We start from the raw sequence: 12401 nt of genomic DNA, 5'->3' as shown, positions 1-12401 counted from the left end.
GGACCGACAGCCGGCGGGCGGCGGTGGGGTGAACGGTCCGTTCAGCGCCCGGCGAGCCGTGAAGTGACCTGTCACGGCCCCTCTCAAGGCCGTGACAGGGACTTTCAGGACCGTGGAAGCCCCAGCAGCCGCTCGGCCGTCAAGGACAGCAGCACCTGCGTGGTACCGCCCGCGATGCTGAGGCACCGGGTCAGCAGGAACTCGTGCTGCGCGGGATCACCGGCGACGAGCGCGCCTTCACCGAGCGCCTCCAAGGCGAACTCCGCCACCGCCTGCCGGTGCCGGACACCCAGCAGTTTGCGGACACTCGACTCGGCGCCCGGGTCCTGGCCGTCGAGCCGCCGCAGCGTCGCCCGCAGGTCCAGCACCGAACACGCGCTGCCGTCGGCGATCAGCGCTCCGAGTTTCTCCTGATCGGCGCCGTCCCCGAGCGTGGCGAGCAGGTTCTCGACACCTTCGCCGACCGCGGACCCGCTCCCGAGGGCGACCCGTTCGTTCGCCAGCGTGGTCCGCGCGAGCCGCCAGCCGCCGTCGACCTCGCCGACCACCAGGTCGTCCGGAACGAAGACGTCGTCGAGGAACACCTCGTTGAAGACGGCGTCGCCGGTGATCTCGCGCAGCGGACGGGTACTGATCCCGCCGGAGGTCATGTCGACGAGGAAGTACGTGATGCCCTTGTGTTTCGGCGCGGCGGGATCGGTGCGCGCCAGGCAGATCGCCCAATCGGCTTCGCGCGCGAGCGACGTCCACACCTTCTGGCCGTTCAGGAGCCAGCCGCCGTCGACACGCCGGGCCGTCGTGCGCAGCGACGCGAGGTCTGAGCCGGCTTCGGGCTCGCTGAACAGCTGGCACCAGATGATCTCGCCGCGCAGCGTGGGCGCGGCGAACCGGTCCCGTTGCCCGGGAGAACCGTGTTCGAGCAGCGTCGGGATCGCCCAGGATCCGATGACCATGTCGGGACGGCGGACGTCACCGTCGGCGAGCGCGGCGTCGATCCGCAGCTGTTCGGCGGCGGACGCACCCCGGCCATAAGGCGCGGGCCAGTGCGGGGCCAGCAGACCCGAATCGGCCAGCGCGACACGTCGTTCGGGCTCGGGCAGGGCGGCGATTTCGCCGACCAGCTCACGGAGTTCGGCGTCTTCGCCGACCTCGACGCTCAACGTCCGGCGGTCACCGCGCAGCGCGAGCTCGGCGGCGCGACGGCGCCAGCGGGCGGAACCGCCGAGCCACTGACGCAGGGCCACTGCGCGACGCAGATAGAAGTGCGCGTCATGCTCCCAGGTGAAGCCGATGCCGCCGAGGATCTGGATGCAGTCCTTCGCGTTGGCCACGGCCGCGTCGAGGGCGTGGGCCGCCGCCGTCGCGGCCGCGAGGGGATGTTGCGCCGGGTCGTCGGCCGCCCTCGCCGCGTCCCACGCGAGAGCGTCGGCGGCTTCGGCGCGGCAGAGCATTTCCGCGCAAAGGTGCTTGATCGCCTGGAACGAGCCGATGGGCCGGCCGAACTGCTCGCGCACCTTCGCGTAGTCGACGGCGGTCCGAAGACACCATCGCGCGATCCCCGCGGCTTCGGCGGCACCGAGTGTGGCGGCGTAGGCATCCACGGGAAGCGACGCGAAAACCGCTTCGGCCACCACACTCGTACAGCGGACACGCCCGACCGGCCGGGAGACGTCGAACGGGTCGCACTGCTCGATGTCCACTCCGGACGCCCCCGGCGGGATGAGCGCGCAGGCGTCACCGTCGGAGACCAGCAACCACGCCGACGGGTGAACGTCGAGAGCCGGTCCTGACTCACCATCGACGACCGAGTCCGCGATGCGGAAACCCGGGCCGAGCACCACCGCCAGCCGTTCGGTGCCATCCGCGAGACCGGGCAGGATCTCCTTGGCGGCGCGGGGATCCGTCGCGAGCAGCGCGCCGCCCAACGCGGTCCCGAGGACCGGGCCGGGGACGAGCGCTTCGGCGGCTTCGGCGAGCCCGGCGGCCAGATCGGCGAGCGTGCCGCCGGCGCCGCCGACGTCTTCGGGAATCGCGACGCCGAACAGGCCGAGTTCCGCCAGTCCTGGTGGCGGCTCGACGGTCCGGCCACTTCGGACGGCGTCGACGGGGCGGGCGGAAGCCGCCCACGCCCGGATCGACGCGGCCAGCGCCGCCTGTTCCTCGGTGAGCGCGATCGACACGGGTGGGACCTCCTCGCGGTGACCTACCCGCGAGTGTAGAACGTGTTACAGTTTCTTGCCCAGTGGGTCACGTCTTGAACAGTTCGTCCGCTTGGGTACGCTACGCGGAGAAAGTGGAACAAGTTCCGAAGATCGGTTCGATGAAGGGGGACGTGGCGATGCCAGGGAAGGCCAAGGCACCCACGAGCGCGAAGGCGCGAAGCGGCAACGGTCTCTCCGCCCTTGGCGGCGAGGAACTCGGCTCCGCGGCACAACGCGACCGGCGGCGCCGCATCATCGACGCGACCCTGACACTCGCCGCGAAGGGCGGGTACGACGCCGTCCAGATGCGGGCGGTCGCCGAGAAGGCGGACGTCGCGCTCGGCACGCTGTACCGCTACTTCCCCTCGAAGATCCACCTGCTCGTCTCCGGGCTGGCCAGGGAATTCGAACGCGCGCAGGAGAAACTCGAACGCGCGGCCATCCCCGGCGACACCCCGAGCGAGCGGCTCATGTTCGTCCTGGGCCGCAACACCCGGCTGATGCAGCGAGACCCGCATCTGACCGAGGCCATGGTCCGCGCGTTCATGTTCGCCGACACCACCGCGGCCGCCGAGGTCGAGCAGGTCGGGCGGCTGATGGAGAACATGTTCGCCAAGGCCATGGGCATCGAGGATCCGACCGAGGCCGATCGCGACATCTTCCACGTCATCGCCGACGTCTGGATGGCGAACCTGGTCGCCTGGGTGACCCGCCGCGCTTCGGCGGCCGACGTCGCGAACCGGCTGGAGCTCTCGGTGCACCTGCTGCTGGACAAGAACGCCTGAACTCCTTCCCCAGTACAGGAAGGCCCCCTTCATTGCGTCTAGCGCGGTGAAGGGGGCCTTCCTGTACTTCAGGCGACCGGAATGCCGAACCGCAGTAGGTCTCGCGAGGGGCGAGACAACCGTGTCGGGCCGCTCGCTTGCGTGTCGGCTCTGGAGGTCGCGAAAGCCACTTTCGGGACATCTGATGTCCCGAAAGTGGCTTTCGCGACATCGGGTGGGGGTGAGTCGGGGTCCGGTCAAGCGGTGAGCTTCGGCAGCACGTCCCGCCCGAAGGTCTCGATGAACTCGTCCTGGTTCCGGCCCACGTTGTGCACGTAGATCCGGTTGAAGCCCGCATCGACGTACTTCTGCAGCGCCGCGCGGTGCACGTCCGGATCGGACGAGACGACCATGCGCCCCTCGAAGTCCTCACGCCGCACCAGTTTCGCCATCTGCGCGAAGTCGAACGGCGAGCGGATGTCGGCCTTCGGGAACTTCATGCCGCCGTTGGGCCACTGGTCCATCGCGTTGGCCCACGCCGTCTCGTCGTCCTCGGCCCACGACAGGTGCACCTGCAGCAGCTTCGGCATCGCGTCCGGGTCCTTGCCCGCCTTGCGCGCGCCGGTCCCGAAGTTGTCGAGGATCCCCGCCAGCTTCTCGATCGACGCGCCCGGCGTGATCAGCCCGTCCGCGAGTTCGCCGGTCTTGCGCGACGTGTACGGGCCCGCGGACGCGATGTAGATCGGCGGCGGCTCGTCCGGCAGTGTCCACAGCCGGGTGGTGTGCAGTTTGAAGAACTCACCGCTGTGCTTGACGTCCTTGCCGGTGAACAGCTTCCGGATGACCTCGAGCGCCTCGAACATCCGGCGCACGCGCTCGGGCGCTTCGGGCCAGTAGCCGCCGATGATGTGCTCGTTGAGCGCCTCGCCGGAGCCGATGCCGAGCCAGGTCCGGCCCGGGTAGGTCGCCTCCAGCGTCGCCGCGGCCTGCGCGACCATCGACGGGTGCAGCCGGAACGACGGGCAGGTCACGCCCGGCCCCAGGTCGCCGGTGGTGTTCTCCGCCAGCGAGGCGAGCACGCTCCACACGAAGGAAGCTTCACCCTGTTGAGGGACCCACGGCTGGAAGTGGTCGGCGGCCATCTGACCGGAGAATCCGTGTTGTTCGGCCAGCGCGGCCAGCCGGATCGACTCGCGCGGAGAGAACTGCTCCAGCGCGGCGGCCAAGCCGATTTGAACCTCAGTCACGCCTGCTGCCCCTTTCGAAAGCTCTCGGCGACCTTCGCGTACTGGTCGAGTCGCTCCAGTGTCGCCGCTTCGGGCTCGGTCGGCAGGAAGATCGTGGCCTCGTCGACGCTGCCGCTCTCCAGCCGGCGCAGCGCGTCCACCTCGGGAGTGGCACCGAAGGCCGAGAACTTGAGCCCCGTCCGGCCCTGGTCGGTCAGCCACTGGCGCGCCTTGAGGAGGTCCTCCGGCGGGGTGTGGGCGTGGGGCAGCCAGCCGTCGCCGTACTTGGCGATCCGTTCCATCGCCTTCTCCCCCGCGCCGCCGATGTAGATCGGCGGATGCGGCTTCTGCACCGGCTTGGGCCAAGCGAAGATCGGGTCGAAGTCGACGTGCTTGCCGTGGAACTCGGCCTCGTCCTTGGTCCAGATCTCCTTCAACGCGGCGAGCTGCTCGTCGACGAGCGCGCCCCGGGTGCGCGGATCCGTGCCGTGATTGCGCATTTCCTCCCGGTTCCACCCGACGCCGACACCGAAGTCGAACCGGCCTCGCGAGACCAGGTCCAGTGAGGCGACCTCTTTCGCCGTGTGGATGACGTCGCGCTGCTGCAGCAGCGCGACGCCCGTGCCCAGCCGGAGGTTCGACGTGGCCCCGGCCGCCGCAGTCAGCGCGACGAACGGGTCCAGGGTCCGGTAGTACACGCGCGGCAGATCCCCGCCGCCCGGATACGGCGACTCCCGGCTGACCGGGATGTGCGAATGCTCCGCGATGTGGAGCGAGCTGAACCCGCGTTCTTCCGCGGCGGCGGCGAGGACGTCCGGCCTGATGCCTTCATCGGTGATGAAGGTGGCGATTCCGATCTCCATGTTCTGCAACTACCCGAACACGCCCCGCGATATTCCCGCCCGCTAGACGTTGCGCCGGTACTGCCCGCCCACCTCGAAGAACGCCTCGGTGATCTGCCCGAGCGAGCAGACCCGCGCGGCGTCCATCAGGACACCGAACAGGTTGCCGCCGCGGGTCGCCGCCTCGCGCAGCGTCTTGAGCGCGACCTGTGCCTCGGCGTGGTGCCGGTGCTGGAAGTCCTCGAGCCGGTTCAGCTGCGACACCTTCTCGTCCTCGGTCGCCCGCGCCAGCTCGACCTCGACGTCGTTCTCGCCGCCGTGCGGGTTGCGGAAGGTGTTGACGCCGATGATCGGCAGCGTGCCGTCGTGCTTCTGGCGTTCGTAGAGGATCGACTCGTCCTGGATCTTGCCGCGCTGGTAGCCGGTCTCCATCGCGCCCAGCACGCCGCCGCGTTCGGAGATCCGGTCGAACTCCAGCAGGACGGCCTCTTCGACCAGGTCGGTCAGCTCGTCGATGATGAACGAACCCTGCAACGGGTTCTCGTTCTTCGACAGGCCCCACTCCTTGTTGATGATCATCTGGATGGCCATCGCGCGGCGCACCGAGCTCTCCGACGGCGTTGTGATCGCCTCGTCGAAAGCGTTGGTGTGCAGGGAGTTCGCGTTGTCGTAGAGCGCGCACAACGCCTGCAGCGTGGTGCGGATGTCGTTGAAGCTCATCTCCTGCGCGTGCAGCGACCGGCCGGAGGTCTGCACGTGGTACTTGAGCTTCTGCGAGCGCTCGTTGGCGCCGTAGCGCTCCCGCATCGCAACGGCCCAGATCCGGCGCGCGACCCGGCCCAGCACCGAGTACTCGGCGTCCATCCCGTTGGAGAAGAAGAACGACAGGTTCGGCGCGAAGTCGTCGATGCTCATCCCGCGCGCGAGGTAGCTCTCGACGTAGGTGAAGCCGTTCGACAGGGTGAACGCCAGCTGCGAGATCGGGTTCGCCCCGGCCTCGGCGATGTGATAGCCGGAGATCGACACCGAGTAGAAGTTCCGGACGCCGTGGTCGATGAACCATTCCTGGATGTCGGCCATCATGCGCAGGCTGAACTCGGTGGAGAAGATGCAGGTGTTCTGCCCCTGATCCTCCTTGAGGATGTCCGCCTGCACGGTGCCGCGGACGTTGCGCAGCGCCCACTCGCGCAGTTCGGCGGCCTCGGTTTCGGACGGTTCGCGGCCGTGCTCGGCCTTGAACGCCTCGACGCGCTGGTCGATCGCGGTGTTGAGGAAGAACGCGAGGATCGTCGGCGCGGGACCGTTGATCGTCATCGACACCGACGTGCTCGGCGACGTCAGATCGAAGCCGTCGTAGAGCACCTCCATGTCCTCGAGCGTCGCGATGGAGACGCCGGAGGTGCCGACCTTGCCGTAGATGTCGGGACGGGTGTGCGGGTCGTGCCCGTAGAGCGTCACAGAGTCGAACGCGGTCGAAAGACGCTTCGCCTCGGAATCGGCCGACAGGAGCTTGAACCGCTTGTTCGTGCGGAAGGGGTCGCCTTCGCCGGCGAACATCCGCGCCGGATCCTCACCCTCGCGCTTGAACGGGAAAACGCCCGCGGTGTAAGGGAAGTAGCCGGGCAGGTGTTCGCGGCGCAGGAAGGAGAGCAGCTCGCCGGACTCGGTGTAGCGCGGCAGCGCCACGCGCGGGATCCGGTTGCCGGACAGCGTGTCGCGCCAGAGCTGGGTGTGCAGTTCCTTGTCGCGGATCTTCACGACCAGCTCGTCGGCCCGGTAGGACTCGGCGAGTTCGGCGAAACGTGCCAGCAGATTCGTCGACTCACCGTCCACATCGGACTCGGCGGCGGCGAGCAGGCCGTCGAGCGCGTCGGTGCTCGCGTCGACGGCGGCGAGCGCTTCTTTGGCGACGGCGAAGTGTTCGCGCTTGCGCAGCGCGGCGACCTGCTGCTCGGTCTTGGTGTGATACCCGCGGACGGTGTCGGAGATCTCCGCGAGGTAGCGCGTCCGGTTGGCCGGGATGATCGTGCTGGCGTCGGTGGACACCTTGCCCTCGACCTTCGGGAGCACGCCCGCCGAAACGGTCAGGCCGCGCTCGGCGAGCGTGTCGCGCAGGTGCTGGTAGAGCGCGGTGACGCCGTCGTCGTTGAACTTCGCCGCGCTGGTGCCGTAAACCGGCATGTCCTCGGGCGAGAAGCTGAACGCCTCACGGTTGCGGACGAGCTGGCGAGCGACGTCACGGCGGGCGTCCTCGGCGCCGCGGCGCTCGAACTTGTTGATCGCCACGGCGTCGGCGAAGTCGAGCATGTCGATCTTTTCCAGCTGCGAAGCGGCACCGAACTCCGGCGTCATGACGTACAGCGACTCGTCCACGTAGTCGACGATGCCGGCGTCGCCCTGGCCGATACCCGGCGTCTCGACGATCACCAGATCGAACCCGGCGGCCTTGCAGGCGAGGATCGACTCCGAAAGCCCGGTGGGGATCTCGCCGCTGGTGGTCCGCGTGGCCAGCGAGCGGAAGTAGACGGGGCTGCCGTCGAGGCAGTTCATCCGGATCCGGTCGCCGAGCAGCGCTCCCCCGCCCTTGCGGCGCGACGGGTCGACGGCGAGGACGGCGATGCGGAGCTTGTCCTCCTGGTCCAGCCGGAACCGGCGGATCAGCTCGTCGGTGAGCGACGACTTGCCGGAACCACCCGTTCCGGTGATGCCGAGGACCGGCGTCGTCCGCGCCTTGGCGGCTTCGGCGATCTTGTCGAGCCACTCCCGCGGCAGGGCTTCACGCTGGAGCTGGGTGATGACGCGGGACAGCGCCGGGATGTCACCCGAGAGCAGTTTGTCCAGCGAGCCGGGCGACTCCGCGGACAGATCGGTGTCGCAGGCCTTGATCATCAGGTTGATCATGCCCGGGAGGCCCATCTCGTAGCCGTCCTCGGGCGAGAAGATCCGGGCGACACCCCGCGAGTGCAGCAGATCGATCTCTTCGCGGACGATGACACCGCCCCCGCCGCCGAACACCTTGATGTGCCCGGCGCCGCGTTCGTTGAGCAGCTCGACCAGATAGCTGAAGTACTCGACGTGCCCGCCCTGGTAGGCGCTGATGGCCACGCCCTGGACGTCCTCGGCGATGGCCGCGGTGGCGACCTCGTCGACCGACCGGTTGTGCCCGAGGTGCACGACCTCCGCGCCCTGCGACTGCAGGATGCGCCGCATGATGTTGATGGACGCGTCGTGCCCGTCGAAGAGACTCGACGCCGTCACGAAGCGAACGGGGTTCACGGGCCGGTGCAGGTCGGTGCTCATCACCCCAAAATACTTGGACTTCCGACTATTTTAAACCCATCCACTCGCGTGACGGCGCTCTCACTCGTCCTTGACAGATCAACTCGCACCACTATATTCAACCATTAGGTTAATCAACTAACTGATTGAGCGCCGATGACCACCGATCAGCTCAGCACCACGTTCGCCGCACTGGCGGACCCCACCCGTCGCGCCATCCTGGCGCGCCTGAGCGGCGGCGAAGCCACTGTGAACGAGCTGGCGGAGCCCTTCACCGTGAGCCTTCAGGCCATCTCGAAGCACCTGAAGGTCCTTGAGCGCGCTGGCCTGATCAGCCGCGGCAAGACGGCTCAATGGCGGCCCTGCCGCCTCGAAGCGGGGCCACTCGGCGACATCTCGGACTGGGTCGAGCGATACCGCCGGTTCTGGGACGACGGTTTCGACCGTCTCGACGAGCACCTGACCGAACTCCAGAAGGGCAAGCCGAATGGCTGAGAAGGAACTGACCATCACCCGCGTCTTCGACGCACCGCGGGAACTGGTGTTCCAGGCGTGGACGGTTCCCGAGCAGTTCGCGAACTGGATGGGCCCCAGGGGTTTCACCGCCTACGACGTGAAGATGGACCTCACCGAGGGCGGCGCCTGGCAAGCGACCATCGGCAACGACGAAGGCATCGAACACACCTCAGGTGGGACCTACCGCGAGATCTCGCCACCGGAGCGCCTGGTGTTCACCTTCTTCTGGCTGTCGTCACCGGAGGAAACGACCTTGGTGACGGTCGACTTCACCGACCTCGGCGACAAGACCGAAATGACGTTCCACCAGGGCGAATTCCGCACCACGGAATCCCGCGACGAGCACCGCCCCGGTTGGTCCGAAACCTTCGAAAACCTCACCGCACACCTGACCCGGCAGGAGACGAACCGATGACCGAGACACTGCCCGAAATCGTGTCGCGCGAAGAATGGCAGGCCGCGCGGGACGCCTTGATGATCAAGGAAAAGGAACTCACCAAAGCCGCCGACGCTGTCGCCGCCCAACGCCGTCGGCTCCCGATGGTCCGCTTCGACAGCGGCTACGAGTTCGAAGGACCGCAGGGCCGGGTGACGCTGCTGGACCTGTTCGAGGGACGGCGTCAGCTGATCGTCTACCACTTCATGCTCGCCCCTGGTCAGAAGGCGGGCTGCCCCGGCTGCTCCATCGTCGTGGACAACATCGGCCACCTCGCCCACCTGCACGCCCGCGACACGACGCTGTACGTCGTCGCTCCGGCGGCGTTGCCCGAGATCGAGCGGTACAAGGAGCGGATGGGCTGGACCGTCCCGTGGGTCTCGACCGGTGACGGCTTCAACCCGGACTGCGGCATCGACGGCGGGTTCGGCATCAGCGTCTTCCTGCGCGACGGTGACGAGGTGTACCGGACGTACTTCACCACCGACCGCGGCGGCGACCAGCTGATCGGGACGCTGCGGTACCTGGACCTGACGCCGTTCGGCCGGCAGGAGGCCTGGGAGGAGTCCGGGCGCGGGACGGACGGCCCGGGGCACTGGTGGAAGCGGCACGACGAATATCGCGTCTAGTACGGGGAAGGGGACCTTCACGCGCGGCCGCGGTGCTGGATGCCGGCGCGGTCGAGCGGGGAAGATTGGGGACGTTCAACGTCCCAAATCCTCCCCACTCGAGTTGCCTGCCACCGGTCCACGACCGGACGGACCCGCGCAACCACCGTCCTCACGCAAGTCAGACGAAGGTAGTGAAGGCCTCCTTAACGGGCTTGTGTTTGCTGACCTGCTGGTGTGTGTGGGTCCGGGTGTGGAGGTTTCAGGACGTTGAACGTCCGGAATGTTCCTCGCTCGGTCGTCGGCCACGAGGTCGTGACCGACACAGCCTCGATCAACCAGGGTGACTCGCGCGACGGTGGAGGATATGGGACGTTGAACGTCCCAAATCCTCCACCGTCGAACCCCGAACAGATCGAGCCGCCAGCTACGCGCAGGTCAGACGTAGGTAAACAAATGAAGGCCTCCTTCCCTACGCTCAAGGTAGGGAAGGAGGCCTTCACGGACATGTCGAGAACCCCGCGTCCGCTCCGACCTCTTGGTGTCCGGCGCCCAGAAGGCGGGCGCCACACCGGAAGGAACACCATGCGCGAGCTCGTCTACTTCGTCCACACCTCGCTCGACGGCCACATCGAGGGCCCGGACGGCGAGTTCGACTGGCCCTCGATGGGGCCCGAACTGTCCGGCCACTCCCAAGAACTGGCCGGCCGCGCCGACACCTTCGTCTACGGGCGGCGCGTCTGGGAGATGATGTCGTCGTTCTGGCCGGAGGCCGAGAAGCAGTCGGACCACCCGCACGTCCTGGATTTCGCGCCGATCTGGCGGAGGACGCCGAAGGTCGTCTTCTCGCGGACGCTGGAGAAAGCGGACTGGAACACCGAAGTCCTCGGTGGCGACATCATCGATCGCATGACCGAGCTCAAGCGCAGGCCCGGCAAGGACCTGCTGCTCACGGGCGGGACCGAACTGGCCACCGCGTTCGCCGACCGCGGTCTCGTCGACGAGTTCCACGTCGTCGTGCACCCGGTGGTGCTCGGCGGCGGCAAGCAGGTGTTCCCGGGCGGCGTCCGGACGGACCTGCGGTTGCTCGGCACACGCACGTTCGACGGGCGTGCGGTCCTGCTGACCTACCGAGCGGGGTGAAACCAGGGCGGCAGCCCCTACGCTGCCGCCGTCGGGATCACCTCGAGTTGCTCGCCCGCAAGGCGATCCACTGCCGCATCGCGTACTCGACGAGCGTGATCAGCGTCTGTTTCGTCGACTCCCGCTCCCGCGCGTCACACCGGACGATCGGGATGTTGGGGTCGATCGACAGCGCTTCACGCACGTCGTTGATGTCGTGCTCGAGGATGCCGTCGAAGGTGTTGACCCCGACGATGTAGGGCAGGCCCCGGTCCTCGAAGAAGTCGATCGGCGCGAACGAATCGGCCAGCCGTCGTGTGTCGGCCAGCACCACGGCGCCGATCGCGCCGCGGACGAGGTCGTCCCACATGAACCAGAACCGCTGCTGTCCGGGCGTGCCGAACAGGTAGAGGATCAGGTCCGCGTCGAGGGACACCCTGCCGAAGTCCATCGCGACCGTGGTGGTCGATTTGTTGGGCGTCTGGTCGAGGTTGTCGATCCCCCGACTGGCGTCCGTCATCATCGCCTCGGTGGTGAGCGGGACGATCTCCGACACCGAACCGACGAAGGTCGTCTTACCCGCACCGAAGCCACCCGCCACGACGATCTTCGCGGATGTCATGGTCGGGGGCGCGGTTTCCCGCGGTGCCTTAAAGCCGACGGAGTCCACTCAAAACCCTTTCCATCAACACCAGATGTGCCTCGGCGCCGTCATTGCCCGAAATCGTCTTGTGCACGCTGACCAGCCCCGCGTCCGCCGCGTCACTGATCAGCACGCGTGCCACACCCAGCGGTACGCGCAAGGTCGCCGCGATCTCGGCGACCGAACGCGGGGTCCGGCACTCCTCGATGATCGAAATACATTCGATCTGCTCCGCTGCCGCCGGGGGAAGGCTACCCGCGGCGACGTGGTCCTTGGTGGAGATGAGCGTCTCCAGCTCGAGAGCGTAGTTCGCCTTGGTCCGGCCGCCGGTGAGGGCATAGGGACGGACGATCGCCGTCTCCTCGAACGGTGCATGCGCCTGCTCGAACACGGCGGGCATGATGAACTCGCCACTCGGCGGGCCCGGGTCGAACAGACCACCTGGTCTCGGCCCAACGGCGTCAGCGCCGCTGTTGGGTGGAGAAGCAAGTGAGGTCACGCGGTCTCCTTGATCGGTCGGCTGCGGGACTGCCGATTCCCCGGCGGCGTGTGCCCCACCCGCCCGGGAAACAGAGGCGTCTTCGGACTGCTTGCTCTTCTTGCGCTTCCGACGACCACGGCCCGAATCCAGGGTGAAGCCGTTCAGGACATCGGCGAAGGTACCGTCGTCCCTTGAACCGGCAGCATTGGCAGCCCCCGCGCGCGGTGGCTGGTGTTCACCCGTCCCCGGCGGTTCGCCGAAGGATCCGGACCCGGTGCTCATC

At 67.7% G+C, this 12401-nt stretch carries 11 protein-coding genes; 5 read left to right on the top strand and 6 right to left on the bottom strand.

Annotated elements, in window-relative coordinates; genetic code table 11:
- Positions 1-104: 104 nt before the first annotated feature.
- Positions 105-2180, bottom strand: a complete 2076-nt coding sequence (locus HDA45_RS34345) for an acyl-CoA dehydrogenase family protein (RefSeq protein ID WP_184902447.1) — start codon at positions 2178-2180, stop codon at positions 105-107.
- Between the two features lie 158 nt (positions 2181-2338).
- On the opposite strand from HDA45_RS34345, the gene kstR reads away from it, so the two are divergent.
- Positions 2339-2986 (top strand): cholesterol catabolism transcriptional regulator KstR, encoded by a 648-nt coding sequence (kstR, locus tag HDA45_RS34340; protein WP_184906334.1) that lies wholly within the window; start codon positions 2339-2341, stop codon positions 2984-2986.
- A gap of 236 nt (positions 2987-3222) precedes the next feature.
- Here kstR and HDA45_RS34335 read toward each other — a convergent pair whose 3' ends face one another.
- From HDA45_RS34335 to icmF, 3 genes are read right to left on the bottom strand one after another with little or no spacing between them, the layout of a single operon-like run.
- On the bottom strand, positions 3223-4212 hold the full coding sequence (locus HDA45_RS34335) for a TIGR03557 family F420-dependent LLM class oxidoreductase (protein WP_184902444.1): 990 nt from the start codon (positions 4210-4212) through the stop codon (positions 3223-3225).
- Positions 4209-5054 (bottom strand): LLM class F420-dependent oxidoreductase, encoded by an 846-nt coding sequence (locus HDA45_RS34330; RefSeq protein WP_184902442.1) that lies wholly within the window; start codon positions 5052-5054, stop codon positions 4209-4211. Before HDA45_RS34330 ends, HDA45_RS34335 begins: the two co-directional genes overlap by 4 nt.
- 42 nt (positions 5055-5096) lie before the next feature.
- Positions 5097-8333, bottom strand: a complete 3237-nt coding sequence (gene icmF, locus HDA45_RS34325; RefSeq protein ID WP_184902439.1) for a fused isobutyryl-CoA mutase/GTPase IcmF — start codon at positions 8331-8333, stop codon at positions 5097-5099.
- Positions 8334-8468: 135 nt separating this feature from the next.
- On the opposite strand from icmF, the gene HDA45_RS34320 reads away from it, so the two are divergent.
- The 4 genes from HDA45_RS34320 (at position 8469) to HDA45_RS34305 (ending at position 11015) form a co-directional block, all read left to right on the top strand.
- Entirely contained in the window at positions 8469-8807 is a 339-nt protein-coding gene (locus HDA45_RS34320; RefSeq protein ID WP_184902435.1) for an ArsR/SmtB family transcription factor, read from the top strand.
- Positions 8800-9243 (top strand): SRPBCC family protein, encoded by a 444-nt coding sequence (locus HDA45_RS34315; RefSeq protein ID WP_184902433.1) that lies wholly within the window; start codon positions 8800-8802, stop codon positions 9241-9243. Before HDA45_RS34320 ends, HDA45_RS34315 begins: the two co-directional genes overlap by 8 nt.
- Entirely contained in the window at positions 9240-9893 is a 654-nt protein-coding gene (locus tag HDA45_RS34310) for a DUF899 domain-containing protein (protein WP_184902430.1), read from the top strand. The genes HDA45_RS34315 and HDA45_RS34310 overlap by 4 nt, the downstream gene beginning before the upstream one ends.
- A gap of 564 nt (positions 9894-10457) precedes the next feature.
- Positions 10458-11015, top strand: coding sequence for a dihydrofolate reductase family protein (locus HDA45_RS34305; protein ID WP_184902428.1), 558 nt, complete (start codon positions 10458-10460; stop codon positions 11013-11015).
- 37 nt (positions 11016-11052) lie between these two features.
- Here HDA45_RS34305 and HDA45_RS34300 read toward each other — a convergent pair whose 3' ends face one another.
- Both HDA45_RS34300 and HDA45_RS42585 read right to left on the bottom strand, forming a co-directional pair.
- Positions 11053-11616: a GTP-binding protein gene (locus HDA45_RS34300; RefSeq protein WP_020637517.1), complete on the bottom strand. Its 564-nt coding sequence runs from the start codon at positions 11614-11616 to the stop codon at positions 11053-11055.
- A gap of 28 nt (positions 11617-11644) precedes the next feature.
- Positions 11645-12400, bottom strand: coding sequence for a DUF742 domain-containing protein (locus HDA45_RS42585; RefSeq protein ID WP_246480884.1), 756 nt, complete (start codon positions 12398-12400; stop codon positions 11645-11647).
- Position 12401: the final 1 nt, after the last annotated feature.

This window comes from Amycolatopsis umgeniensis (assembly GCF_014205155.1).
In the GTDB taxonomy this organism is placed as follows: Bacteria; Actinomycetota; Actinomycetes; order Mycobacteriales; family Pseudonocardiaceae; genus Amycolatopsis; species Amycolatopsis umgeniensis.
This window is presented reverse-complemented; position numbering and strand designations above follow the sequence as displayed.

Bases quoted from the DNA above. Each gene is read 5' to 3' on its own strand.
- kstR (WP_184906334.1), top strand. From the start codon at position 2,339: ATGCCAGGGAAGGCCAAGGCACCCACGAGCGCGAAGGCGCGAAGCGGC.
- HDA45_RS34330 (WP_184902442.1), bottom strand. From the start codon at position 5,054: ATGGAGATCGGAATCGCCACCTTCATCACCGATGAAGGCATCAGGCCG.
- icmF (WP_184902439.1), bottom strand. From the start codon at position 8,333: ATGAGCACCGACCTGCACCGGCCCGTGAACCCCGTTCGCTTCGTGACG.
- HDA45_RS34320 (WP_184902435.1), top strand. From the start codon at position 8,469: ATGACCACCGATCAGCTCAGCACCACGTTCGCCGCACTGGCGGACCCC.
- HDA45_RS34315 (WP_184902433.1), top strand. From the start codon at position 8,800: ATGGCTGAGAAGGAACTGACCATCACCCGCGTCTTCGACGCACCGCGG.
- HDA45_RS34310 (WP_184902430.1), top strand. From the start codon at position 9,240: ATGACCGAGACACTGCCCGAAATCGTGTCGCGCGAAGAATGGCAGGCC.
- HDA45_RS34305 (WP_184902428.1), top strand. From the start codon at position 10,458: ATGCGCGAGCTCGTCTACTTCGTCCACACCTCGCTCGACGGCCACATC.
- HDA45_RS34300 (WP_020637517.1), bottom strand. From the start codon at position 11,616: ATGACATCCGCGAAGATCGTCGTGGCGGGTGGCTTCGGTGCGGGTAAG.
- HDA45_RS42585 (WP_246480884.1), bottom strand. From the start codon at position 12,400: ATGAGCACCGGGTCCGGATCCTTCGGCGAACCGCCGGGGACGGGTGAA.